Below are 25,878 nucleotides of genomic sequence, written 5' to 3' on the forward strand. Positions count from 1 at the left end.
TTTATACTTTTGCGTGGCCATGGTCGTGAACTGAGAGCTTGTCTATTAGCGAAGAGCTATCTTTGTTTAAACCAACAACTTGAACTGTCTTTCCATGTTCTTTATATTTTGTAACCACTTTATCAATCGCAGCTACAGCCGAATCGTCCCATACATGAGAATGTGACAAGTTTAATATTATAGATTCAGGTGCTTCCCTAAAGTCGAACTTGGATACAAAACTGTCAACTGAAGCAAAGAATAATGGTCCATTGACGTGATAGTAAGCAGTCTTAGATGATTCGTCCACCTTTTTCTGGATGCTTACCTTTGATAGCTTGACCGCAAAGAAGACCATGCTCAGCAGTACACCTGCTATGACACCCTTCGACAAGTCATGTGTGTTTATTACGATAATTACAGTAACAATCATAACGATAGAATCAGATTTTGGTGCAAGATGTATCTTTGTCAGGGACGACCAATCGAATGTGCCGATCGACACCATGATCATCACGCCGACCAGTGCTGCCATTGGAATCTTTACAAGTACTCCATTGAGGGCAACGATTAATATCATGAGGAACATTCCGGCCACAAAGGTGGATAATCTCCCGCGTCCTCCAGATTTAATGTTGATGCCTGACTGGCCAATCATAGCACAGCCAGCCATTCCACCGAAGAAACCAGCGACAATATTTGCAATTCCTTGTCCACGGGCTTCCTTGTTTTTATTGCTTTCTGTGTCCGTCAAATCATCCACAATCTGGGCAGTTAACAGGGACTCTAGCAAGCCGACCATTGCCAGGGCAAGAGCATAAGGAAAGATGTTTGATAATGTTTCAAAATTTAATGGAATGTCAGGTAGCAGAAAAACGGGAAGTGACTGAGTCAATTCTCCCATATCACCTACTGTGCGCACGTTGATATCTGCAGCGATGGCAATAATTGTAATAATAATGATTGCGGCTAATGCTGATGGGACAGCTTTTGTAAATCGAGGGAGAGTATAGATGATAGCCAATGAACCGGCTACCATAACGTACATGGCCCAAGATTCCCCGATGAAGTGTGGTAGCTGCGCTGTGAAAATCAGGATAGCGAGAGAATTAACAAAACCTATCATGACTGAACGAGGTATGAATTTCATCAAGCTTCCAACCTTCAAAAGTCCGAAAAGTATTTGAATAATACCGGTAAGAATGGTTGCTGCGAGCATATACTGCACACCGTGGTCCTTAACCAGGCTGGCCATCACCAAGGCCATCGCACCGGTTGCGGCCGATATCATTCCAGGCCGGCCTCCCAAAAAGGATATTACTACTGCTATGCAAAATGATGCGTATAGACCGACCATTGGATCAACCCCCGCAATGATCGAGAACGCTATGGCTTCCGGGATCAAAGCGAGTGCAACTACTATTCCAGATAAGATATCGCCCTTTACATTCCCAAACCACTCTTGTTTTATAGCTTGTAGATTCAAAAAATCACCTCTTTTATCTAGTTTTCTATTGACTTTATGGGGCGTGAGATAGTTTTTATATCAACAATTGCAGCCTATCTATGCAAAAAGGCTTAACGTTGAAAGGCAGGGACCGAGAACAACCTTTCTATTTTAGCATAGTGCTTATAAAAATTACATATTTGGTGTATTTCTGCAGCTTTAAGCTAAAAGATATATGGTTAATTATTGTACTATTTTAGGCTGAGAAATGTCGTATGGATGTTTTATAAAACCAGTCTCATGCGAAATGCCGATTTGTGCTTTGTATAAGGACAAAAAAATAAATAAGACCTGCAGGAACTTTTATGGTGAAATTGAAAAGAAAGGAAGAAGAATGGAGGTTTGAGAAGGGGATAGGTAAATAATCATGACAGTCGGATTTATGAATGCTGGGGTAAGCCAATAAGGAATTTGGTGTGCTCCTAGGCTTATCAGCATCAAAAAAGGGAGATACTGCAGCAGTATCCCCCATAAATTAATAAAGTACCGTTAATATTAGTCCCTTTCACTTGAAGACTGATCCTTGGTATCCTCTTTATCACGCTCTTCCTTGTATTCCATGCTGATATCTTCAAGTGGAAGGTCATCGATAGGCATGACCACCTGGTCCCTTTCTTTTTGTTCTTGCCAATTTTCCCTGAATGCCTTGTCCTTTTGGTTTCTCTCCTGGAGAATTTTATCCTTATCTAAATTGGTCACATTTTTCGCCTCCCTTTCTTTTATATTCCATTCCCTGTATAGGGCAGGCAAAAACTATTTGATAATAGAAAACCATTTTGACAGGAAAGATAAGGAGTGTATTTCTGATTCGAATCCTTTACCAAAGGGTAAAAGATAGGCAATAAAAAAGGGAAGTGGATTATTGTGGGTTTTATATTTATTCTTTTATATTTTTTAATCATCGCTTTGGTTATCGAAGTATCTGTGGTTTTATTTAATACTACCGGAATGAAAACACGGGTTTCACGCTTCCAGGTCATCTCCATGCTTACTGGCACAGGTTTCACTACTGATGAGTCCAAGGTAATACTGGACCATCCAGTCCGTAGAAAGATTGCCGCCTTTCTGATTTTGTTCGGAGCTTTTTCCCTGGCAGTCATCATTTCTTCTATAAGCAATATTCTGGCGGACGATTTACGAATTACAGAATTAATAATTATTGTTGGATTATTATCGGTTATTTTTATAATATTGAAGACTCCAATTGTCAAAAAGAAATTTTCAAAGCAAATCGACGATGAAATGGAACACCATTATCAGATGTATGAACGGCCGATAAAGGACGTTTTGTTTCTAAACGATGAAGACTTAGTCACACAAGTTACCATAGATGAGGAATCCCAGTGTATCAGCAAGAAAATAGATGATTTTATTGATCGCGAAGATGATATAAGTGTTTTGTTTATCAATAGGGGAGAAATCCAGATTAGAAAAGAACTGTATACCACCACAATTAATGCAGGCGACCAAATCTATCTCTATGGAAATAAGAATGATATAGAAAGGAGGTTCTCAAAGGAAATAAGACGGTATGAGAAAAGGGAGGAAGAAAAGCTAAATAATTAAACTCACTGTTACTAAATATGGGAAGTATTTTTTAAACTCACCGGATGACTATTAGTAACTGTGATTAAACATGAAAAAAAGAAGTGATTCTGTTATAAAAACGGAGATTGGTTTATATTTAATATAAGAGATATAAAAAGGTTCATGACAGGCCGGGTTTATCTAAGGGATGGATGGGGTGTCCTGCAGGGTGCTGTTGCGTACAATGAAGCAAGAATCTGGCCAGGCCTTTTTAAATAGTTGACGATGGGAATGAACAGGCATTATGTTTTTACGGTGGTTTTGGAGGATTGTACTTTTACTGATCATTATTTTTCTGATCCCTTATTCATGGACCTTGATTTTTGCCTTTGTAACGGCAATGCTTTTGGATGGGGCTATTACATCAATTGGCCGGACTTTTAAATTAAAAAGAATATGGTCGGTGCTGATCACCTTTGTTTTATATGTCGGCGGTTTGCTTGGCTTGGCATTCATTGTAATTTCGGTGCTAACTAAGCAAATTATTAATCTGTCTGAAAAATTCCCGGGGTTGGTCAGGAATCTGTATCATACTGCAGTGCTGCCTTTCCATAGGCAATGGGAAAGGTATTCAAGGAATTTGCCGGAGGATGCGATTAACTCCATAACGGACGCCATTGAAAGAGGGATATCCTCTTTGGAGTTATTTTTTCAGAACCTTGTAAGAGGTACGGTTCAGCTTGCTACTTTGGTACCTGGTTTTTTAATCGATTTCCTGATTTACTTGATCGCCCTGTTTTTGATCAGCCTGGAGTATCCAAATATCAAAAGCAAGGTCCGCCACTTCTTGAGTGAATCAACTTACCAGAAGATATCCCTTGTCTTGGGGGATTTGAATAAGGCGGGAGTAGGATTTATAAAAGCTCAGCTGTTTTTGAGCATTATTACGTTTTCCATGGCATATACAGGGCTGTGGCTGCTTAAAGTTCCCTATACATTGCTACTGTCGCTGTTAATTGTCTTGGTTGACATTCTCCCTATTCTAGGTACAGGTTCGGTCCTGGTTCCATGGGCAATCGTGGCAATATTCCAGGGGGACCAGCAGCTGGGAATCGGTCTACTGGTTATGTTTATTGTCATTACAGTAGTCAGAAGAATTATAGAACCAAAGGTCTTTTCAGCCAATATGGGGCTTTCTCCACTTGCTGCTTTGATCAGCCTGTATTTGGGCTTTAAAATCCTTGGATTCATCGGGTTATTCTTAGGTCCTGCCCTGGTAATTGTATACGATACATTGAAAAGGGCGGGAGTCATAAAGCCTAGCATCAAAATCTGATCGTATCAACTGATGTAAAAGAGAATTGAAAAAAAGAAAGGGCGTAAAATACATTTTTCTTTAAAATGTATTTACGCCTTTTTTTATTTCTGAAATTGTTTTACTTGTTCGTCCCTGGCCATGGCAATGGGAGCAGGACCGGGAGAAAAATTGTAAAAATGGAATCTTCCCTTTTCCGCCACAAGCTCGGCAAATCTCTATTACCTTCATTCGTGCAGCCTCCTTTGTAAAAGTATTTTCTCAAAACATCGTTTTTATTCATGCAGCCAGAATATGTATGAATGACAGGCAACAGCAGGGAGGTGAATGGATTTTTCAAGCATGTTCGTTCGAAGGGAAGTTCGACGCCAAAGAAGGTATTTGGTATATCGTATGCGCCGAATAGTTTGAGGAGTTATGCATTTTCTTGTAGTTTGACGAAAAATCCCTGCCTTATGGCAGGGATCCTGTAGTTTATGAAACAATTTCAGTTTGTGTCAGCGGCATTTCTTTTATTTCGGCAAGTTCGAGTTGCTGTGGCTTTTTAAATATTTCAATATATCGTATATGGTGCTCTTCCATTTCTTTGATCTTGAAACAGTAGGAGCCCTGGAAAAGTTCATCACCCTGTTTTGCTTCATAGTTCTCTGATAGAACCCATCCTCCGATTGTATCAATGTCTTCGTCGGATATTTCAAGGCCCAGCAAATCGTTTACTTCACTGATTAGAACCTTCGCATCCAGAATATAGTGGTCAGTTTTAACCTTGCGCACCATAGGGATTTCATCCAGGTCAAACTCATCACGGATATCGCCGACGATTTCTTCTAATATATCTTCAACGGTAACCAGTCCGGAAGTTCCGCCATATTCGTCCATGAGTATAGCCATATGGATGCGCTCTTTCTGCATTTTAAGCAACAGCTCCTGAATGGGAATACTGTCGATCACCCTGATGATAGGACGGATATACCGCTCAATGGTCTGGTTCGACTTGTTATGTTTGGAGATCATCTCGGTAAATAATTCTTTAACATTGACCATTCCTATAACATGGTCTTTATCCCCATCAATCACGGGGTATCTTGTGAACTTTTCCTCGGTAACCAATGAGAATAGATCCTCTATTTTATCCTCGATGGATAAAGATACGATTTCCGTACGAGGGACCATTATTTCTTTCGCAATTCGATCATCGAACTCGAAAATTTTATTCACATATTTAAACTCAGATTGGTTAATTTCGCCACTTTTGTAGCTCTCAGATAAGATAATGCGAAGTTCTTCTTCGGTATGGGCAAGTTCGTGCTCTGAAACGGGCTTTAGCCCAAACATTCTTGTCACCAGCCTCGCTGACCCATTAAGGAGCCAAATCGCGGGATACATGATTTTATAAAACATGATCAAAGGCCGTGAAGCTAAAAGCGTGACCGTTTCCGCCTTTTGAATCGCAAGTGTTTTCGGCGCCAATTCACCTATCACTACATGAATGAAAGTGATGAGCGCAAAAGCCAACCCAAAAGACAGTATGCTTGTTGCGGCATCAGGTATATTTAGCTGGACCAGGACTGGGTGTATGATGCTATCGAGTGTCTCTTCACCAATCCAACCAAGACCCAATGCGGTTATTGTTATGCCAAGCTGACAGGCGGATAGATACTCGTCAAGGCTTGAAATAACCCTTTTTGCCGACAGCGCACCCTGATTGCCCTCCTCGATCAGCTGATCGATTCTAGAACTCCTTACCTTAACAATCGCAAACTCTGAGGCTACAAAAAATGCAGTCAAAGCAATTAAAATGGCTATTAAAACCAAGTTTGATATGTCCAAATAGTCTCCCTTACATCGCCCGATCGGCGAATAAGGAGTCCACCTCCCATGGTAATAAAATCTATTAAGTTGTTTTTTTGTACTGCCTATTATAATTGTTTATTAGTTTCTGCAATTATTAAATGAAATGGCAAATGAGCAGTCACTAAAGGAGCAGAATGCAGCAGGCAGAATGAATGCAAATGAGCAGCATCCGCTCTAGATAGTCTGGATATGCCTCTGTCTGTACAGACATCCTTTAATACCCCATCCTCTCACCCCTTTAATAATCCGTAAATAAGTTAATTATAGAAAAAGATATTCTTACAGTCAAACCATGGAAAAAGGAGTATAGTCGAGATTAATTCATATATATGATGTTTATTACCTTATATTAGCTTTTTTTAAACTGGATCGGGTATTAATTGTCTGAAAATTTAGAACTTGGAGCTGCCAGCAATTTAGAGCAAGCAGGAATACTATAACCACATATGGCCATACCCTATAAATACAGGGAGAGGACAAGGGGTGAATACCTTCTGGAGAAAATTGCGGCAATATTGGTCGGCAGCCTGCTCTTGGGAATTGGGGTTAATTTTTTTCTTGCTCCATACCGGTTAATGGATGGAGGTTTGGTTGGTCTGGGGCTGCTCATACATTATCACTTTGGTTTCCCGGTAGGGCTTAGCATGATTTGTATTAGCATTCCACTATATATTTATGCGTGGAATTATGGGAAGAGCTTATTTTTTCACAGCCTCCATGGATTGTTAATATCTTCTTTTTGTATTGATTTATTTTCTGAATTTAAGGTTTATTGGGAGCTTCCTATCTACATAAGTGCAATAATCGGTGGAATATTAATAGGATTAGGCGTAGGATTGATGCTTCGGTATGAGACCAGTACAGGCGGAACGGATATGCTTGCACAAATTCTCGCTGAAAGAACAGCGATCAATGTAGGTGTCCTCATATTCATCATTGATGGCTGTATAATCATATCGGGATTGAAAATTGTAGGGCTAAATATATTTCTTTACTCCTGCCTTACCATTCTTACTGTAGGGATTTTCACTTCTATTACAGTTATGAAAAACGGTAATGTTTAATACATTTCTACTCTATTATCAATAGTTTGAAATTGGTTTTGCCCTGCTGCACTACAAAAAAAATTTAAGAAAATGGTTTTAATTAGATAAAAAGAGGGAAATTATCAGGTAACACATACGATTACAGGGGTGAGCTAATTGAGAAATGAGCTTATTGCAAAGTTTAGAGACAAAGGCATCATAATTGAAAAAACAAAGTCAAGGCATGAAGTGTTTTCCAGTGTCTATGAAACGGACCCGTCTTTACTCGCCTTTGAAGCCCCGGCATTTACTGAACATTTTTCGAAATTTAATAGCGACAATCAAAAGTGATTGATAATCCAATATACATAAGCATGCTGGCACCCAGCATGTTTTTTATTTTTTGTCCAGGGGGACAATCCTCGCATAATAAGATGGAGCTCTCAATAAGATAGAGGTGTATTGAACCTTTATTTGGAAGGACATTTTAAATGTAGATAGGAGTTGTCCCATGTCTGAATTTTTTGTGATGGTTTTGGAGTCCCTTGCGGAAATGGGGTATTTAGGAATCGCTCTTGGTTTAATGATTGAAATCATTCCGAGTGAGCTGGTGCTGGGTTATGGAGGATATCTTGTGAGTATCGGCAAAATCCAATTTGCCGGAGCACTTGCAGCGGGCGTTGCCGGGGGAACGATGGCCCAGCTTTTCCTATACTGGGCTGGATACTTCGGCGGACGGCCTTTTCTGTTGAAATATGGGAAATACATTTTGATAAAAGAGAAGCATCTGGATATCGCCAGTCAGTGGTTTGAGGAATATGGGGCAGGGGTAATCTTTTCAGCACGGTTTGTACCGGTTGTGAGGCATGCTATTTCGATACCCGCAGGCATGGCGAAGATGCCTGTCCTAAAATTTACATCTTATACAATAGCAGCCATCATTCCATGGACTATTTTCTTTTTAATGTTAGGAAAGGTTCTTGGAGAGGGGTGGATGGATATAAAGCAGCGTATGTCTCCGTATATCCCTCACTTTGTTATTGCTGCCGGATTTGTTCTTATTATGTATTTTGTTTGGAAAATAAAGAAGGCCCCTCCAATTGTAACAGTAAAAAAGTGGTCAGGAAAATGATGGAACAAAATAGGATCAATGAAGATATATTGGTCCATTGTTCCAGGAAAAGACAGCATACTCCAGGGCGGTCAATGATATGTGCAGCAATCAGCATATCCCAGCATGAATCCGGGATTTGATAGATCGCATTATTGACAAAGGCCTAATGCAAATAAGTGCAGAAGGGGTTAAAAAATGCATAAGAAAGCGTTTTCAATATTTTTTTTCTGAAAATATTTAATCCCCTTCACAGCAAGGCATGAATATGGAAAATGTCGTTATGTCATCCGTTGATTTACAGCTCAAGGTGCCTCCGTGTTTTTCGATAATTTCCTTACATACGAATAGACCAAGTCCAGTCCCGCGTTTCTTGGTGGTAATAAAAGGCTCGAAAATCGTCGGTATTATATCATTGGGTATCTTCGGACCATTGTTGGCTAAGCTTAAGGTCATATATCCTGAAGGCTTTTCGGCGGCGTTGATGTATATCGCCGGTGCAGGGACACTGGAAATTACATCTGTCGCATTAAGCACTATGTTAAGCAAAACCTGGCGAAATTCCTCCTTTGAGCCTTTTATATATATATCTTCCGGTATATTGCAAGTTATAGCGGCATTCACTTCGAGAATAGTAGGATATAAAAAATCAATTACTTCATTAACCAGCTCTCGAATAGAAAAAGTTTTTCGTTCATTTTCGCTGTTTTCTTTTTTTGATAGGCTTAGAAACTGTGTCACCCTGTAATTTAATTGCTCCAATTCCTTTGAAATTATATCCAAATATTTAATCTCTTTATTTTCTGATTGCAAAAGCTGGATAAAACCCATTATGGAAGTCAGTGGATTCCTGAACTCATGAACAAAGCTTGATGTCATTTGGCCAAGCAGAGTTAATCGATCTTTATGTGTTTGATTTAATAGATAATATTTTTTCTGCAGCGTTTCTGTGTTCATCGTTGAAAAATGAGATACTGCATGGAGAATATAACTGTCAAAGCATTCATTAAGGATTTTAAGTATACCTTCTTGCTGGAAAAAATTTATTTCAGCAGAAATAAGACGGGATAATATGATCGTTCTCCCAGCACTGATATCATAAATAAAATTATTAAAATCCGAACCAGCCTTATAGCTGCTTTCTGCTGCACTGCGGGCCAGAGCTTTGATTGAATCTATGTTTGAACGGCCCGAATGATATAAGGAGTTAATGATGATTTCGTAAAGAGCTTCACTATTTTGCCGGAAATTTATGTCCTGCCCTTCCTTTTCAAAAATTGAATGTTTAGAGTACCATTCAGTTAATATATGATCCTTTTCCTCCTGCAGGTATTGAACAATTTCTTCTATTGTGTATTCCATATAATCCTCCATAGACAGAAAATAGTCAAAACTATAATGAAAATATGTAGATTATTTAGAAGTCAGCCGATAAATACAGTTCAAAACGTTTGTAAACAATATAGTATTTTTTGAGATAGAAATTCGCGATGTTTTTTACTGCAATCCCTATATGTTTTTGGAAGAATGGTATGGTATTTTCTATTGGAAAACGGGATATCCGTTCATTGAACTACATTGATATGGTAATAAATAACATCATTCTGTAATTCTTTCGATGCATTGTAGTTAAAATCCTCCATTAAAATCAGAAAAAGTGTAAAAAAGACCGGGAAAAAAGTGGGAAAAAGGAAAAGCGGCTGTCCATGAACAGCCGCCGTCCTGAAATCTCGTGCTAATTTCCTATCAGGATATAGGATACAAGTTAGATCTTTGTATCAGCAAAAGGTTCGATATGAATGATTGCATAGGTGACTCTGTGAATCCTTCGCAGTTTATCCTCAACTTCCTCAGTAATCCTATGGCTTTCCACCACATTTAAAAGAGGTTCTACAAATATCGTTGCTTCAAGAAGAATTTCATTGCCATGCATTCTGCCTCTTACATTCGAGGTTTCTTTTACTCCTGGAACTGAATCTATTGTTTGATGTATATCCCTTAGTGTCGGCTCATCGAACCCATCTATCAGTGTATGTGAGGCTTCACGGAAAATTTCCCAGGCTGTTTTGCAGATAATGACACCGACAATGACAGCTGCTGCAGAATCAAGCCATCCTACGCCAAATCTACTGCCAACGATCCCTATAAACGCCCCTGCACTTACAAGGGCATCTGCCTTATTATCCTGTGCCACTGCATTGATTGATGCGCTGTTCGTTTTTTTACTCAAATTTACATTATAGCGGTATATGGCATACATGAAAATGGCAGAGAATAAAGCGGTATATGCAGCAGCCATGTCCGGTTTTCCCTGTGAATGGTTAAAGATGGCCTGGAATCCATTATATATTACCTGGATTCCTACAGTTATCATGATAAGCGCCGCCACAAGGGATGCGATCGTTTCAGCCCTTTGATGACCATAAGCATGATTTTCATCGGGAGGACGCCTGGATATTCTTAATCCTATTAGTACTGCCAGGGAAGCGATAATATCAGTAGTATTATTTAATCCGTCAGCCCATAACGCTCTGGAATCGCCAATATGTCCGACTGTTAATTTTAGGGCTGAGAGAAAAATATATGCAGCAATGCTTATATAGGCTCCTTTTTCAGCAGACGCCTGTTTGGTATCATGATTCATTCCGTTACCTCCATGCTGTATTTGAATAAAAGCGGGAACAGGGGACACTTTTGCTTTGCTTTTCATCTGGATCAAAAGCCGGAAATAAGTCTTGAACTTATAACAAACTAGTAGTATATTTTTACCGAGGATAAAAAAATAATACGTCCACAAGGGGAGCCAAAAAAGGCTGAGAGTGAGCGAGTGAGTTCTGACCCTAAGAACCTGTTAGTTAATGCTAGCGTAGGGATGTGGTTTTGGATCAAGCAATACTGGGACTGTCCATTACCGCCCTGGTATTGCTTTTTTTGTTGATAAAAGCTATGCCGGGAGTGCTCCAGAATGCTTCTCTTGAATGGAGAAGGAGGAAATCATGAAAAATAAAACTTTATTTATGGTAGAAGTTGCGGTTTTTGCAGCGCTGGCGTTGCTGCTCGATTGGGTATCAGGAGTCGTTTTTTCAAGGATTTGGCCGCAAGGGGGGTCCGTTTCCATTGCAATGGTTCCCGTATTCCTGATGGCTTATCGCTGGGGTTTGAAAGGGGGCCTGTTGACGGGATTTCTTTTGGGAATGCTCCAAATGGTCCTTACTTACGCTCAGGTTGTCCATCCAGCCCAGGGTTTTCTTGAATACTTCCTTGCATTTACACTCGTAGGAGCGGCAGGCTTGTTTACGAACTCTGTGAATGGCAACCTTGAAGTTGGAAAAAGAACAAAAGCGTACACCTATGCTGTTCTTGGCATTTTCATCGGAAGTTTTCTGCGTTTCTTATGCCATTTTGCCGCGGGAATAATCTTCTGGGGTTCTTATGCTCCAGAGGGACAGCCTGTAGCACTCTATTCGTTAATCTACAACGGCACTTATATGCTTGCGAGCTTCATACTTTCGGCAATAGTAGTCGTTATGTTATATTCTGCTGCAGCAAAAGTTCTACTAAGAAAATCATATCAGTCATAAGCATTATAACCGGTTCCTTGTGGGCCGGTTTTTTGATTTGTATCCAAAATCCGCCGCCTTGAATCCCTGGTCATTTTCAGTGTAAAATTACACTAAAAATGACAGAGGCGGAACATGGATAAACAGACTGTTATAAGCATTATCACGGATAAAATAAAATTGGTAAGAGTAGAAATGGACTATACCCAAGACAAAATGGCGGAAGTTCTCGGGGTTTCTAAGAAAACACTGGTACAAATTGAAAAGGGCCGGTCAACTGCCGGATGGACGGTGATAGTAGCTGTATGTGCCCTTTTTCGGGAGAGTGAGGTCCTGCAGTCGGCATTGGGAGGAGACCCGCTTGAAGTAGCCGAGACGATTGCAAGAGACGGGCTAAACTACCGGAAGGAGAAAACCCTTGGCGGAAAGGTCTGGTGGAAAGTGATTGCGCGGGATCAGAGCTATATCCTGCAGCAAAATATGATTAGCCATCATTTTCGGATACTTGATGAGGACAACTACCGTATATACAGTACCTTCGAAGAAAATGAGGCTAAAGCCAGATTTGAGGAATTGATTGAGGACGAAAAACGATAAGGGTCGTTGAAGCCTTTGGCGATTGGAATAATTTACAATCCCAGAATTGAAAAAATCCGTTTTATTTCATACATATTGTGGAAGGATTGTAAGAGGAACATATTGCACCTGCTTGTTTTTCATAAATTATTCGTCTCATCAAAGGTCAGAGAAAAAAGGAGAGAAGAGTGTTATGGCTGAAAAGGAACATGTAGTCCAAAAGGATGGACACATAAATACTGATAATGTAGACAAGGCATTAGATAAGATTCCTTCACAAGAGATGGATGATATTTTAAGAAGCTTTGAAGAATTTAGGACTTATCTTGAAAAAAGACTGGATTTGGCCAAAAATATTGGATTAAACAATGAACAGCTCGCAAAGATTGGGGAAAAGGTAGCGGACTATTTAGCCGAAAAAGTGGAGCCGAGGAATCGCGAAGAAAAGCTTCTCCAGGAGTTATGGATATCAGGAAATGAAGGCGAAAGGCATATGCTTGCCCACTTGCTGGTCAAACTGGTAGATAAATCACAGTAAAAATGGCTGCAGACTCTTCTGCAGCCGCTTTTATGAGGTTTATTCGTCATTACTTTGCGATCAGTACAGGGCAATGTGCTTCTTTGGCAACCGTACTGCTTGTACTTCCGAGAAACAACTTCTTCAAGCCGCTTTTTCCGCTGTTGCCGATAATGATTAAATCGGCTCCTTCATGTGCCGCATATTCCGGAATGCATGTGGCTGGATTTCCCTCAAGTATTATAAATCTGCCCTCTACCTGATTGTCACGCAAAATGGCAAGTGCCGTTCTTTCTGCCAGGCTGCTGCTGTTTTTGACAACCGTATGCGTTTCTTGGTTTAGAACAGCATTTGATTGTTCGGAAGCCAATAGGGAGGGAATCTGGGTTGGATCGAGTAACATTGCGTCATTTGTAATTCCAAAACCACTGGCATTCCCGACCGTTTTCTGTTCTACTTTCTCGTTGGAGACATGGACGATTGTCAAGGATGCATCTGGCACTGTTTTTTTTACCTTTACCCCCCATTCAATCGCCTTTTTTCCACCCTCACTTCCATCAAAAGCAACCAAAATATACTTAAAATGAGCTAACATGTATAGCGCTCCCCTCCTGAAAATGAAAAAATTCTCCACTGTTTACAGTTTGCTGCTGTCTATCAAATTCTTATGCTTCATAATTTTTTACCCGTTGGCGCCTAGTCCTAGTCATGCAGAAAGAGAATTTCCATACAAGTGAAGTACATTTCTACGCACCATGTGCCATATCAGTTAGACTGCAGCTGATTTGCGGCAAAAACACAGCTATAATATATAGTCTCGCGATAGAATTAGGAATTTTGACTTATTTTTACGACAGAATTTTACAAATGAGTCCATAGTCTACTGTGCTTAAAGGCAAATTCCGCTATTCTATTAATAAGTGAATGGAAAAATGAGGTGATAGACATGCATCAAAACGACGCAAAGATACACCCTACCATCAAACGATGTCTAAAGCATTTAAATATTTTGGGTGCTGATGACAAGACGAAGCAAATCGTTTATATGTATATGGAAACACTGGCAAAAGAAATTACAGATGATGACAATGGCAAAGAAGGTATTCCCGAAAGCTGACTCTGTTTAGTTGAAATATTTGTTAAAGAACAACCTATCAGGTTGTTTTTTATTTTTCTTCAATGCAATTCTTCCACGTTCTACAAAATACTCTTTTATTCTCTTAATCCAAGCGATTTTTACTTTGTCGTATAAAGCCAATCAGGTGTGAAAAATGCGTAATTGGGTATATATAGGTAAAAATCCGGCCACATCATGCACTTTTTTTGTTTTTAACAGATATAAAAGGGTTTAGATATGAGAATAGGGGGTTCATATGAAAGGGGTTAACAGATTCTTTCTTAAAGGTGTAAGCCGTTTGAAGCCTGCTTGGATCATTCAAACAGGTGTAATTCTCTTTTCAATGGTTTCCTTGATTGCTGTTGGTTTTTTGTATTTCTTTAAGCCGGATACCAATATAAGCAATCTGGATGACCAGCTTAAAAAGTCCACCGAGATTTATGACATGGATGGCAAGCTTGCCAGTAAGATTACCGCAAATAAAATGGAGGGGATACCTATCGAGGAGGTACCCGACTATGTAAAAGAGGCTGCGGTAGCCGTTGAAGACCAAAGATTCTATAAACATAACGGTGTGGATTATAAATCGATCATGCGTGCCTTTTATCAAAATGTCAAGGCTGGCGGCATCGAAGAAGGCGGCAGCACCATTACGCAGCAGCTAATAAAGATTTCGCTTCTCGAGCCGGACAGGACGTACAAACGAAAATTGGAAGAATTTTTTCTTGCAAGGGAGATAGAGAAAAAATATTCCAAAGATGAAATCTTGGAAATGTATCTTAACAAGATTTACTTTGGCCATGGGGCTTGGGGAATTAAAAATGCAGCAAGAATCTATTTCGATAAAGAAGTAAAGGAGCTTACAATCGCAGAGTCAGCGATGCTGGCTGGCATAATTAACGTACCAACTGCCCTGGATCCATACAATAACCCGGAAGATTCACTTAAGAGAAGAAATCTAGTACTGAAGAGGATGAAGGATCAAAAATTAATCACCGAAAATCAATATACTGAGGCAGTTGAAGAAAGGGTTACGTTAAACAAGGGGAAAAATAAAGGAGACCCATTAAAAGGAAAGTATCCATACTATGTGGACCATGTCCTGACAGAAGCTTCTAAGGTCTATAACCTCGACCTTGATGAGCTATTGACTGGCGGTTACAAAATTTATACCAGCCTGGATCGGGATATGCAGAAGGCAATGGAGGATGTATATAAGGATGATTCCAACTTTCCAAAAGGAACGAGTGACAAAATGGTTCAAAGCGGGGCAGTTCTGGTTGACCCTAAGACCGGCGGAATAAGGGCCTTGGTTGGAGGCAGAGGGGAACATCAGTTTATGGCTTATAATCGTGCCACCCAATTAAAAAGAAGTCCTGGTTCTACGATGAAGCCTTTGGCCGTTTACACACCGGCTCTGGAAGAAGGCTACAAGATTACAGACGAGCTGAAGGATGAAAAAATGGCCTTTGGGGGTTATGAGCCATCTAATATAAATGATGAATATCAGGGAGAAGTACCCATGTATGAAGCCGCTATTAAATCGCTGAATGTTCCCACAGTATGGCTTCTTAATGAGGTTGGGCTTTCTAAGAGTCTTGATACTTTAGAAAAATTCGGAATACCGACTGTAAAAGAGGACAGGAATTTATCCATTGCTCTTGGCGGCATGCAGGAGGGAGTCTCTCCTTTACAGATGGCGGGTGCATATTCAGCCTTTGCCAATAAAGGGAGACGGATGGAATCTCATGCCATTACCAAAATAGTCGATGCTAATGGCAAAGAAGTATCTGAATGGAAAGAAAAAGAGACTAAAGTCATATCAAATAAAATAACAGAACAAATGAATTCCATGCTTCTGGGTGTTGTAAAATATGGTACAGGAAAGAACGCAGCTGTCGAGGGTTGGGAAGTTGCTGGAAAGACAGGCTCCACCCAGCTGCCTATCGAGGGAATGGAAAGCGGCGTTAAGGACCAATGGTTTGTCGGGTACACACCCACACTGGTCGGGGCCGTTTGGGCAGGCTATGACAACACCGACAAAAAGAATTACTTGACAACACACAGCAGTGAGGGCGCAGCCTTAATCTTTAAGGCCATTATGGAAAAGGCGTTAAAAGACCAGAATCCAGAATCCTTTGCTGTGGAAGATATCGGCCCATTAATTGAACAGCACAAACGGACAGAAAAATGGGAACAAAGAATCGAATATTGGAAAGGCCAGCAAGAAAAGCTTAAGAAGAACATTGATAAATGGAGCAATGGGATATTGGAAGGAAATACAAATCAAAAGGAAAGTGATGATAACCAGCCTGCTGCAGAGGAGAATCAGCCGGCCGTAAATAGTCCTTCTGCAGGCAGCCAGGAGGAAAATGAGGGCTCCGTAGATACTGGGCAGGAAGCGGATGGCAAGCAGGATCAGCCGGAAGATACAAAAGAGCAGGCCAAACCTAAGCCAGAAACAGATCCAAAACCCGAACCTGAGGAAAAACCAACGGATGATAATGCGGAGGAAAACCCGAAAGACGAACAAAATGATGGTACAAAAGACCAGCCGCAGGACGATCCAAATGATGAACAAAACGAGCCGGATGAGCCCAGCCAGCCAAACAACCCACAGACTGGGGATGATGGCGAAGGAGACGGGGAGAGCGGCTCCGGTACCGATAATCCTGATCAACCAGATGACGGAGATGAAGGATGATTCAAACTAAAAGGAACGGTTTTCCGTTCCTTTTTTAAATGGAATAAATGATCGCTTTTAGCGCAAATTATCATCTGCACAGCATAAAAAAGCTGATTCTCCGAGAACCAGCTTCTTTCATACATACATTATATCTCTACTGTGTCAGACGGGTTTGCATACAGTTTATACCCTGTTATCTGACGCCTTTCTTTTTCCTTGCAGCATTCCTTCACCTTTTCTAACAAGGATTGTACGTTTGTTCCTTTAATGACAACTTTTAACTCTGTGTTTTCATCAACTGTAAGCATGAAGGATACTAATTTTGATAATTTTGTACCATCGACAACCTTATATTTATTTAGGAAAAAGATGTTTCCATCATACTTTTTAGTTTCCTGATATAAGGACATGATTTGTCTTATAGGTAATTTTTTCTTTATTGTGATATCTGATGAAGTTATCTCATACATCGTTTTTGTTCCCCTTTATATTAAGTGAAATATTTATAAAATCACGATTTTACTGTGTTGGTTATGTGTTTTATTTACCCTGGAATAGCGGAATCAAACCCGTCTTAAACAGTTGGAAATATTATTCATGAATAATAAGTTGGTACCAAGTCCAGATAAAAGGAGAAAACATGATGATAAAGATCATAATGAATGGAGAGGTCTACGCTCCGGAACCGCTTGGAAAAAAAGACATAGTAATAACTGGAACCTCAATCGGCTATATGGATGACAAAATCTCTCTTCCTGCCTCATTTGTTCCTATCGAAGTCATTGATGCTGAGGGCATGATTGTGGTACCCGGATTCATTGATTCACATGTGCATATAATTGGCGGAGGCGGAGAAGGGGGCTATAAAACAAGGACTCCAGAGATTCAGCTTACAGATGCAACTCTCGCCGGAATAACAACACTGGTTGGCGTAATCGGTACAGATGGCACGACAAGGACCATGCCCAGCCTGATTGCCAAGGCAAGAGCTTTGGAGGAAGAGGGGATAACCTGTTATGCCCATACAGGATCCTACCAGGTACCAGTCAAAACACTGACAGGAAAGATTGAAGATGACTTGATACTTGTGGACAGGATTTTAGGAGCAGGGGAAATTGCTATAGCAGATCACCGTTCTTCACAGCCGACTGTACGGGAGATTGCAAAAATTGCATCTGCAGCGCGAATTGGCGGCTTGTTATCGGGCAAGGCCGGTATTGTAAATATTCATGTTGGTGACAGCCTAGATCACCTTCAGGTCATTGAGGATGTTATTGGCACCACTGAAATTCCCATAAGCCAATTTTATCCTACACATATAAACCGGAATCACCACCTTTTTGAAGCAGGAATCAATTATGCGAAGAGGGGTGGTTATATCGACTTCACAACAAGCACCATCCAGAAATTTTTGGATGATGGAGAGGTTAAATCAGCCCAAGCCCTAAAGAAAGCTCTGGAAGCCGGGGCGGATATAAATAGAATTACCTTTACATCAGATGGGCAGGCAAGTCTTCCGGACTTTGATGAAAGCGGACATTTACGGGGGCTAAAGATAGGCAAATGCAGTTCTCTCTTTGAAGCATTCTGCGAAGCAATACTAATAGAAAACGTACCGATTCAAACTGCTTTGAAGGTGATTACTGAAAATCCAGCCAAAATTTTAAAGCTATCACAGAAAGGAGTATTAAAACAAGGGGCAGATGCAGACATTGTAATGTTACATAAAGATACATTGGCCTTGAATACGGTAATAGCGAAAGGGCAGACCATGGTACAGAATGGGAAAGCAGTCGTAAAGGGAACATTTGAACAATAGGCTGTATTGTGATGTACCGTTCTAAATTTAATCTGCAAACGAGGCAGAAGGTTCCGTTTATGTGATATAGGCAGGAACCTCACTAAAAGAGGTGGCGAACAATCCTGCATCAGGGCGATGAAGGACGCCATTAAGAAGCTGGGGTGGCCAACATCCATCTTCAGGGTGGTGATGGACGCAATTCATAAGATAAGGCGGAAAACAGTCCTTCACCAGAAGATTAAGGACAATATTCAGAAAATGGAGGGGACATAGTCCTTCATAAGTTCCAGAAATAAAGGATGCAAAATATCATATCTCGGAAGTAAGGAGATAGCAGCCTGAGGCTCGGCTGCGTCTTGAAAAGGTATCCCGCCTCCGTCTTGAGATGTAGAGAAAAACCGGCAAGAGAAGCTTACTGAGCCTCATTCCTCTAAAGTAAAATTAATTAAAACAAGGGGAATTGAGGAAGCAAAAAATGAAAAAAATATTTTCGGTATTCAACAACTCCAATTATACTAAGCTTTTTTATGCCAACTTTACATCACAGATGGGCAGCACGATTGGTTTGACAGCCTTCATGTTTTATCTGCTCGACAGATTTTCCACGGAACCCTATTATGCAACAATCACAGAGCTGATGTTTTCCCTGCCCACTCTGGCGGTATTCTTTCTTGTCGGTGTTTTTGCAGACCGGTTTGACAGGCAGCAAATTGCCCAAAGCTGTGACTGGATGTGTACCGTCCTATCATTAGCATTCCTGGGAGCTTTATATATCGACTGGTTGCCGTTGATATTTGTATTGCTATTTTTAAGAAGCGCCATCAAAAATTTCTTTGGTCCTGCAGAGTCTGCTTTAGTGCAGGGGATTCTTGCGAATGATGACTACACAGCTGCAGCTGGATTGAATCAGATGGTAGGAAGTCTCTTCATGCTTTTTGGAAACGGATTGGGAGTTTTCTGCTACTGGACGATTGGCATTGAGGGTGCTATTGCCATTGACGCTGCAAGCTTTCTCATTAGTGGACTGCTCATACGTTCATGCAAGATTTCAGAGGCGGTCAGAATGCCAAATGGGCGACATTCCATCAGGGGATTGAATCTTAGCAATGTCTGGTCTGATTTTATGATAGGGATGAAATATATCCTCAAGCATAGGCTGCTGTTATCATTAATAGCCGGATTTATACTGTTTGGCATTGTGAATGGCGGTTTTTCTGTCATGCAAGTATTTATTCTGAAATATAAATTGGCACCGAAGAATTATGAAGAATACTCGGTGGTGATTGGTGTTGTATTCGGTCTGGGTGTATTGGCAGGAAGCCTGGCAGCATCGATATTGGCTAAGTCTATGAAACTATATCAGATGCTAATATTAGGGCTTCTGCTTGCCGGGACTGCGACAGCAGCGAGTGCCATTGTCGACTCCTTCTCTCTATATCTTGCAGTTTCATGTGTTGTTTCTCTTTCCTTACCTATGATCAATATTGCAATAGGAGGATGGCTTCCCCATATCGTTGACCCAGGGATGATGGGGAGGGTGCAGGGATGGATCAGTCCGCTGATGATGCTGGCCCAATCCATAACTCTACTTTTAATAGCAGTCCTGTATCCTGTATACATAAAGGTAGAGGTTCTATATTATCTAGTAGGAGGCTGTCTCGTGCTTGTTGGGGTGTATTATTTGTATATCCTGCCTCGATTGGACGAATCTGAGGAAAGAACGCGGTCTTCTTTAAGAGGAGAGGCAATGTTATAAAAGACATGTAAAGCTTCTACCATTCCTTATGGGCCCTAGTGTGGGCCTTCTTTTTTGTTTGCCTTTCTCCGCACATACTCTTGTTCCAAGCCTAAATCCCTGTTTAAAAGGAGTTCCATCTTCTCGAAATAATTGCTTGGTACAGGCAAATCGTCTTTCGACCACTGGGCAGAATAAATAAAATAATAGTTGCGTACGCGACGAAATATGACCGGTGAATTTGGCCATAGGTCAAACCAGGCTCTAATATGATTGCGTCTCCAATACGACCATTTTAACAGCTTCATTTGGATACCCCCGTTCAGGTATCCTTTTTTTACCCTTGAAAATATAAGCTAATCCATCCTTGTCAGCATATGTAACAATCAAAAAAGCTCGGCATGTGTTCATGCAGAGCTTTAATGTTAACTCGTTTTTTTCAGTCACCGTCAAATAGATTGAAAATTCCCCGCAGGGCGCTGCCTTCATCCTTGGCACCGCCGGCAGCAGGCATAGCTGCAAATACTCTGCTGGCTAGACGGCTGAAAGGAAGAGATTGTACCCAGACAGTTCCTGGCCCGCGTAGTGTGGCGAAAAATAAACCTTCACCGCCGAATAAAGCTGTTTTTACACCCTTCACCATTTCTATGTTATAGTCTATACCGCTTGTCATTGCAACAAGGCAGCCTGTGTCAACACGCAGTATTTCACCAGGGGCAAGCTCTTTCTTATGAATGGTACCTCCTGCATGCACAAATGCCATTCCGTCGCCTTCCAGCTTCTGCATGATAAATCCTTCACCGCCAAAGAACCCGGCACCGATCTTGCGCTGGAATTCGATTCCTACTGTTACGCCCTTTGCCGCAGCCAGAAAGGCATCCTTTTGGCAGATGATCCTGCCTCCCAGCTCGCTTAAATCCATCGGAACGATTTTGCCCGGGTATGGAGAAGCGAATGAAACGTGCTTTTTTCCCTGACCCTGGTTAGTGAATGTTGTCATGAATAAGCTTTCACCTGTAAGCATGCGTTTGCCTGCACTGAAAAGCTTGCCCATTAGCCCATTACTTTGTGAACCATCGCCAAAAATAGTTTCCATATGTATGCTATCTTCCATCATCATGAGACTGCCAGCCTCGGCTACTACTGTTTCATTTGGGTCGAGCTCAACTTCGACAAACTGCATATCATCGCCGTAAATTTTGTAATCAATTTCATGATTGTTCATCTTTGCACCTCCATTTTTTTGTCTACCGATTCAATTGTAAAAGATTGCATGTTTTTCTGCTATTATTTTCTGCATTGAGGGTTGCTATACTCACACTTGAATTTGCAACTTTGATGTGAGTCGGATAAAATTATTGAAGGAAAAATACAAACAAAAGGGGCTTTTCATATGATTCATCGTACAGTACTCGTTAAATTTGCGGAAACTACAACGACAGAACAGCTAGAGGAAGTCGTTTCCCGATTTAAAGCATTAAAAAATCACCTGACAGGGATTGTCGATTTGCAGGCAGGGTTAAATTTTGCAGAGAGAAGCAAGGAATACCAGGTAGTTTTAATGGTAAGATTTGAAGACAAAGCAGCCCTGGATGCATATGTTTCAAATGAGGAACACCAAGCTGTGGCAGCATTCATTAAAGAGGTCGGCAGAGTGGATAGCATCGGAGTAGATATTGAGATTTAATCATTCAAGAGATTCAAACCCTGATTAGAGGTGTTTGCCTAAATGGATGGACTCTTGATAATCGCTCCTAAATATGTGAGCTTTTATCGTCATGAGTTTTACTTGTCTTGGAGAAGCCTTCCGTGTTTTTGGGAATGCTTCTTTTTTATTTATGAAAATTGTCAATCTGTTTAGTTAGTCAGGCCATAGTGTGTAACATAACATCTGAATTGTTCTTAATTGAAAATGGAGTCTGGTTCAGATAACTCGCTATACATTGAAAAAAGTCGCTAACCATCTAAAGTTCAGTTTAATAAAGTTTTATATATTAAAAAATAGGGAAACCTCCATGGTAATAAGAAAAATTAATGCGCATACAAAAAAGAAGAAAAATCATAAGGGTGTGAAGTCGTTGCCTTATATTCTTTCAGCATCCCACATTAAGCTTCCCCACCAAATTCCTCAAGAAGAAGCCGTGGATTTTGCAAGAGAAATGTTCGGATCTTCCTTTAAGAATATCGAAAGGCTTTTGCGTGCCTTCAAAAACGGCCAGGTAAAAACACGCTATTTCTCAAAGGATATTGAATGGTTTAAGACGGAACACAGCTTTGCTGAAAAAAATGACACTTATATTGAACAGGCTGTACATTACGGCTGCCAGGCGGTTATTGATTGTTTAAACAATCGCGATTTTTTAAAGCGGAAGATGGATCCTGAGGAGATTGATGCATTTATATTCATTTCAAGCACAGGTTTGGCTACGCCTACGATTGACGCAAGAATAATGAACCTGCTGCCTTTTCGTGAAAACACGAAGAGAATACCCATCTGGGGGCTTGGCTGTGCTGGCGGAGCTGCCGGAATATCAAGGGCATATGAATATTGCAAAGCGTTTCCCAATGCAAGGGTTCTTGTACTATGTGTCGAGCTTTGCAGTTTGACATTCCAGAAGGGTGATGTGTCAAAAAGCAATTTAATAGGAACCTCCCTGTTTTCAGACGGAATCGGCTGTGCGCTGGTATGCGGAGATGAAGTTCAAAGACAGCTGCTGTCTAATCGGGATTCTGTGCCAAATGTGACGTCTACCAGATCAACTCTAATGCGCGATTCTTTGGACGTAATGGGCTGGGATATTAAGGATGAAGGTCTGCACGTAGTGTTTTCAAAAGATATACCTCTCATCATACAGCAGTGGCTAAAACCGAATGTGGAGGCATTCTTAATGGAAAATGGCCTAACATTAACAGATGTAGAACACTTTATCGCACACCCGGGAGGAAAGAAAGTCATTCAGGCATATGAAGAGGCACTCGGGTTTGACGAGCACAAGACAGAAATTTCTATGCAAGTGCTTCAGGAATATGGAAATATGTCATCAGCTACCATTTTATATGTTCTCGAGCAGTTTATGCTGAACCGGGCGCACCAGGGTGATGTTGGACTGGCAGCCGCACTGGGTCCGGGATTTTCATCGGAACTGGTTTTAATGAGGTGGGAATAGTGTTCTTTTGGATATTTATTTCGGTTATTGCCATACAGCGCCTTATTGAATTAAAGATAGCCAAGAAAAACGAAAACTGGATGAAGGCACAGGGAGCTGTGGAATTTGGTCAATCTCATTATCCTTGGATGGTTTTAATGCATATCGGCTTCTTCGGTATATTAATCTTGGAAACAGTGTTGAAAGGCTTTGCGGCTGCTTCTTTTTGGCCAGTTTGGATGGCTGTTTTTATCCTTGCCCAGACAGTCAGGATATGGGTGATTATGTCTCTCGGAAAGTATTGGAATACAAAAATCATTGTCCTGCCAGAGTCAGAAATAACTGTAAAAGGGCCATATAAATTCTTGAAACATCCGAATTATCTTGTGGTTGCCGTGGAAATTATCGTAATTTCTCTGATATTTAACGCATATTTTACCGGTGTTCTGTTTACTTTATTAAACCTTTGGATGATGGCTGTCCGTATTCCTGAGGAAGAAAATGCACTGGGGAGCCTTACCAGCTATGACTCAATATTTGCCCGGAAACACATAAAAAGCGAAAAATGATATGAAACAGGATTATTCAGCAGTTTTCTGTGTACACAGAAAACTGTTTTTTTCATTTCTTTATATTTTGGATTATATTTCTTTTTTTCTATTGACTCTCACGTTGCGTGATACTTTAAAGTAAATGTTGAAGGGAGGAAAGTCCGATGAAAGTAAAGGAAGTAGCGGATTTAGTCGGCATCAGTGTACGCACGCTGCATCATTATGATGAAATTGGATTATTAGTTCCCGATGAAGTAACTGAGTCAGGATATCGGATATACTCTGACAAAAACCTGGAGATTCTGCAGCAAATTTTGTTTTTTAAAGAGCTTGGCTTCCCATTAAAGAATATCAAAGAAATCATCAGCAGTCCTTCCTTTGACAGGCGAGAAGCATTGGAGCTGCATCGAAAAATGCTGCTAGAAAGGCGAAAACGCTTGGACCAAATCATTGCCACGGTCGAGAAGACAATATTGTATGTGAAAGGAGAAATTGAAATGTCCAATAATGAAAAATTTATAGGGTTTGATTTTACCCATAATCCATATGAGCAGGAAGCACGTGAACGCTGGGGAGACAAAGCAGTCGATGAAGCAAATGCCAAAGTTGGAAAGATGTCAGGGACGGAGCAAGAAACGATGAAAAATGAAATGGATGCAATTTATACGAAGCTTGCAGCGCTTAGGTTCGGCTCCCCTTCATCTACGGACGCACAGGCAGCCATCCAGGAATGGTATAATCTGTTGAATAATATCGGCAGCTATTCTTTTGACGCATTTAAAGGGTTAGGCCAATTGTATGTTGACGATAAACGTTTTACTAAGAATATAAACAAATACGGTGACGGACTTGCGGAGTTTATGCGTGATGCAATGGCGGTTTACGCAGATAGAACAAACGGTGATGATATTGTCGTGAAGGCAGAATCCACAGAACACTAGTCTGAAAAACGGTCAGCTTTTCGAGTAATGATTAATATTTAGGAAACAGGAGTTTGAATAATAAATACAGACTTACCAAAATATCGAAAAAATCTTCAGCAGGATAGGCAGCCAGAAAAATATATGGGAAACGGATAGAAGAATGAATTAACTGCCAGGTGAATATGGTATAGAATCAGCCTGCAGGGATATTTTAAACTAACTGCCCCACTTAAAAATTTCCGAGTTCACTTAAACATTTGTTCCACACCGATCCCCTGGCTTTCTTCCGTGAAAGTAAGTCACCCGACCTCCGGGAATACGCAGATTCGTGAGTCAAGACAGGTCACTTGATGAAAGCTGCAAATTAGCTGAGTCCACTTTTCGGGATATATATACTGGAACCTCTCCACTGTTCTTAAAGAATATAAAATAAGATAATCGACCTTCGATACATGATACTTTTTCAGATCAAATAATAGAGCGTGGGGAATAGTGTAATAGTTGTTCAACTGGTGGGGATTCAGGACGAGAGGTATAATACCAAATTCCCTGATGAATCGGTCTGCTGCTACTTTCTGTACGGTTAAACTTTCATCCGGACTTAAGGCAGCCATCTTTAATTCAGGATTTAGCAAAGCGATTCCAGTAGCCATAATTGTTCTCCCTACATGTTTTAGAACCAGTATGTCCTGATGCTCAGCCAAGTATTCAAGGTATGATCCAGACATCGGAGAAGGGGAACGAGTCATTGACAAAAAATTTCAAACATAGTAATCTTACAAAGACAGTAAATTAACAAAAATTGCTAAAGGAGGGTGGGCGTTATGATTTTAATTGATTGCAAGCAGCAACTACATGAAATGCTCCATAATGCAGCCTACCCATTCAACTTTGATCGGTAATACTAGAAGGGACAGCTATTATTAGCGCTGGCTGCAAATTGACCGC

At 40.7% G+C, this 25,878-nt stretch carries 26 protein-coding genes and 1 riboswitch; of the genes, 16 read left to right on the plus strand and 10 right to left on the minus strand.

Annotated elements, in window-relative coordinates; all coding sequences use genetic code 11:
- Position 1: 1 nt before the first annotated feature.
- Both V1500_RS04990 and V1500_RS04995 read right to left on the minus strand, forming a co-directional pair.
- A complete protein-coding gene (locus tag V1500_RS04990; protein ID WP_409304484.1) occupies positions 2–1,465 on the minus strand; it encodes a SulP family inorganic anion transporter in 1,464 nt (487 codons plus the stop codon).
- 516 nt (positions 1,466–1,981) lie between these two features.
- Positions 1,982–2,185 (minus strand): hypothetical protein, encoded by a 204-nt coding sequence (locus V1500_RS04995; RefSeq protein WP_409304485.1) that lies wholly within the window; start codon positions 2,183–2,185, stop codon positions 1,982–1,984.
- Positions 2,186–2,350: 165 nt separating this feature from the next.
- On the opposite strand from V1500_RS04995, the gene V1500_RS05000 reads away from it, so the two are divergent.
- Together V1500_RS05000 and ytvI are read left to right on the plus strand one after the other, a co-directional pair.
- Entirely contained in the window at positions 2,351–3,052 is a 702-nt protein-coding gene (locus V1500_RS05000) for a TrkA C-terminal domain-containing protein (protein ID WP_409304486.1), read from the plus strand.
- 265 nt (positions 3,053–3,317) lie between these two features.
- Positions 3,318–4,349 (plus strand): sporulation integral membrane protein YtvI, encoded by a 1,032-nt coding sequence (gene ytvI, locus V1500_RS05005; protein WP_409304487.1) that lies wholly within the window; start codon positions 3,318–3,320, stop codon positions 4,347–4,349.
- A 453-nt stretch (positions 4,350–4,802) separates the two neighbouring features.
- Here ytvI and V1500_RS05010 read toward each other — a convergent pair whose 3' ends face one another.
- Positions 4,803–6,158 (minus strand): hemolysin family protein, encoded by a 1,356-nt coding sequence (locus V1500_RS05010; RefSeq protein WP_409304488.1) that lies wholly within the window; start codon positions 6,156–6,158, stop codon positions 4,803–4,805.
- Between the two features lie 470 nt (positions 6,159–6,628).
- On the opposite strand from V1500_RS05010, the gene V1500_RS05015 reads away from it, so the two are divergent.
- The 3 genes from V1500_RS05015 (at position 6,629) to V1500_RS05025 (ending at position 8,339) form a co-directional block, all read left to right on the plus strand.
- Positions 6,629–7,246 carry a YitT family protein gene (locus V1500_RS05015; protein ID WP_409304489.1) on the plus strand — a complete coding sequence of 206 codons (618 nt, stop codon included), beginning with the start codon at positions 6,629–6,631 and terminating at the stop codon, positions 7,244–7,246.
- 138 nt (positions 7,247–7,384) lie between these two features.
- Positions 7,385–7,558, plus strand: coding sequence for a hypothetical protein (locus tag V1500_RS05020; protein WP_409304490.1), 174 nt, complete (start codon positions 7,385–7,387; stop codon positions 7,556–7,558).
- A 160-nt stretch (positions 7,559–7,718) separates the two neighbouring features.
- Positions 7,719–8,339 carry a DedA family protein gene (locus tag V1500_RS05025; RefSeq protein ID WP_409304491.1) on the plus strand — a complete coding sequence of 207 codons (621 nt, stop codon included), beginning with the start codon at positions 7,719–7,721 and terminating at the stop codon, positions 8,337–8,339.
- Positions 8,340–8,558: 219 nt separating this feature from the next.
- Here the strand turns inward: V1500_RS05025 and V1500_RS05030 are convergent, their stop codons facing one another.
- Entirely contained in the window at positions 8,559–9,680 is a 1,122-nt protein-coding gene (locus V1500_RS05030) for a histidine kinase N-terminal domain-containing protein (RefSeq protein ID WP_409304492.1), read from the minus strand.
- Between the two features lie 403 nt (positions 9,681–10,083).
- Positions 10,084–10,962 carry a cation diffusion facilitator family transporter gene (locus tag V1500_RS05035; protein WP_409304493.1) on the minus strand — a complete coding sequence of 293 codons (879 nt, stop codon included), beginning with the start codon at positions 10,960–10,962 and terminating at the stop codon, positions 10,084–10,086.
- A gap of 142 nt (positions 10,963–11,104) precedes the next feature.
- Positions 11,105–11,208: riboswitch (TPP riboswitch) on the plus strand.
- Positions 11,209–11,314: 106 nt separating this feature from the next.
- Here V1500_RS05035 and thiT point away from each other — a divergent pair.
- The 3 genes from thiT to V1500_RS05050 all read left to right on the plus strand — a co-directional run bounded on the left by thiT (position 11,315) and on the right by V1500_RS05050 (position 12,992).
- Positions 11,315–11,899 (plus strand): energy-coupled thiamine transporter ThiT, encoded by a 585-nt coding sequence (gene thiT, locus V1500_RS05040; RefSeq protein WP_409304494.1) that lies wholly within the window; start codon positions 11,315–11,317, stop codon positions 11,897–11,899.
- Positions 11,900–12,013: 114 nt separating this feature from the next.
- Positions 12,014–12,475 (plus strand): helix-turn-helix transcriptional regulator, encoded by a 462-nt coding sequence (locus V1500_RS05045; RefSeq protein ID WP_409304495.1) that lies wholly within the window; start codon positions 12,014–12,016, stop codon positions 12,473–12,475.
- A gap of 172 nt (positions 12,476–12,647) precedes the next feature.
- On the plus strand, positions 12,648–12,992 hold the full coding sequence (locus V1500_RS05050; protein ID WP_409304496.1) for a DUF3243 domain-containing protein: 345 nt from the start codon (positions 12,648–12,650) through the stop codon (positions 12,990–12,992).
- A gap of 49 nt (positions 12,993–13,041) precedes the next feature.
- Here the strand turns inward: V1500_RS05050 and V1500_RS05055 are convergent, their stop codons facing one another.
- On the minus strand, positions 13,042–13,566 hold the full coding sequence (locus V1500_RS05055) for a universal stress protein (RefSeq protein ID WP_409304497.1): 525 nt from the start codon (positions 13,564–13,566) through the stop codon (positions 13,042–13,044).
- A gap of 351 nt (positions 13,567–13,917) precedes the next feature.
- Here V1500_RS05055 and V1500_RS05060 point away from each other — a divergent pair, with 351 nt between their 5' ends.
- Complete coding sequence (locus tag V1500_RS05060; RefSeq protein WP_409304498.1) at positions 13,918–14,088, plus strand: hypothetical protein; 171 nt, start codon at positions 13,918–13,920, stop codon at positions 14,086–14,088.
- Between the two features lie 256 nt (positions 14,089–14,344).
- The gene (locus tag V1500_RS05065; RefSeq protein WP_409304499.1) at positions 14,345–16,792 is read left to right on the plus strand and encodes a PBP1A family penicillin-binding protein; all 2,448 of its coding nucleotides are present in this window, start codon (positions 14,345–14,347) and stop codon (positions 16,790–16,792) included.
- 128 nt (positions 16,793–16,920) lie between these two features.
- On the opposite strand, the gene V1500_RS05070 is transcribed toward V1500_RS05065, so the two are convergent.
- Complete coding sequence (locus V1500_RS05070) at positions 16,921–17,244, minus strand: hypothetical protein (RefSeq protein WP_409304500.1); 324 nt, start codon at positions 17,242–17,244, stop codon at positions 16,921–16,923.
- A gap of 173 nt (positions 17,245–17,417) precedes the next feature.
- Between V1500_RS05070 and iadA the strand changes: the two genes are divergently transcribed.
- On the plus strand, positions 17,418–18,593 hold the full coding sequence (gene iadA, locus V1500_RS05075) for a beta-aspartyl-peptidase (RefSeq protein ID WP_409305917.1): 1,176 nt from the start codon (positions 17,418–17,420) through the stop codon (positions 18,591–18,593).
- A 457-nt stretch (positions 18,594–19,050) separates the two neighbouring features.
- Positions 19,051–20,331, plus strand: a complete 1,281-nt coding sequence (locus tag V1500_RS05080; protein WP_409304501.1) for an MFS transporter — start codon at positions 19,051–19,053, stop codon at positions 20,329–20,331.
- A 35-nt stretch (positions 20,332–20,366) separates the two neighbouring features.
- Here V1500_RS05080 and V1500_RS05085 read toward each other — a convergent pair whose 3' ends face one another.
- Both V1500_RS05085 and V1500_RS05090 read right to left on the minus strand, forming a co-directional pair.
- On the minus strand, positions 20,367–20,618 hold the full coding sequence (locus V1500_RS05085; protein ID WP_409304502.1) for a hypothetical protein: 252 nt from the start codon (positions 20,616–20,618) through the stop codon (positions 20,367–20,369).
- Positions 20,619–20,749: 131 nt separating this feature from the next.
- A complete protein-coding gene (locus V1500_RS05090) occupies positions 20,750–21,535 on the minus strand; it encodes a TIGR00266 family protein (RefSeq protein ID WP_409304503.1) in 786 nt (261 codons plus the stop codon).
- A gap of 168 nt (positions 21,536–21,703) precedes the next feature.
- On the opposite strand from V1500_RS05090, the gene V1500_RS05095 reads away from it, so the two are divergent.
- The 4 genes from V1500_RS05095 to V1500_RS05110 all read left to right on the plus strand — a co-directional run bounded on the left by V1500_RS05095 (position 21,704) and on the right by V1500_RS05110 (position 24,948).
- Complete coding sequence (locus V1500_RS05095) at positions 21,704–21,997, plus strand: Dabb family protein (RefSeq protein ID WP_409304504.1); 294 nt, start codon at positions 21,704–21,706, stop codon at positions 21,995–21,997.
- Between the two features lie 391 nt (positions 21,998–22,388).
- Entirely contained in the window at positions 22,389–23,477 is a 1,089-nt protein-coding gene (locus V1500_RS05100; RefSeq protein ID WP_409305918.1) for a type III polyketide synthase, read from the plus strand.
- Positions 23,477–24,025: an isoprenylcysteine carboxyl methyltransferase family protein gene (locus V1500_RS05105; protein ID WP_409304505.1), complete on the plus strand. Its 549-nt coding sequence runs from the start codon at positions 23,477–23,479 to the stop codon at positions 24,023–24,025. Before V1500_RS05100 ends, V1500_RS05105 begins: the two co-directional genes overlap by 1 nt.
- 146 nt (positions 24,026–24,171) lie before the next feature.
- Entirely contained in the window at positions 24,172–24,948 is a 777-nt protein-coding gene (locus V1500_RS05110) for a MerR family transcriptional regulator (RefSeq protein ID WP_409304506.1), read from the plus strand.
- 281 nt (positions 24,949–25,229) lie between these two features.
- On the opposite strand, the gene V1500_RS05115 is transcribed toward V1500_RS05110, so the two are convergent.
- Positions 25,230–25,583, minus strand: a complete 354-nt coding sequence (locus V1500_RS05115; protein WP_409304507.1) for a hypothetical protein — start codon at positions 25,581–25,583, stop codon at positions 25,230–25,232.
- Positions 25,584–25,878: the final 295 nt, after the last annotated feature.

It is taken from the genome of Peribacillus sedimenti (assembly GCF_046237635.1).
GTDB lineage: Bacteria > Bacillota > Bacilli > Bacillales > DSM-1321 > Peribacillus > Peribacillus sedimenti.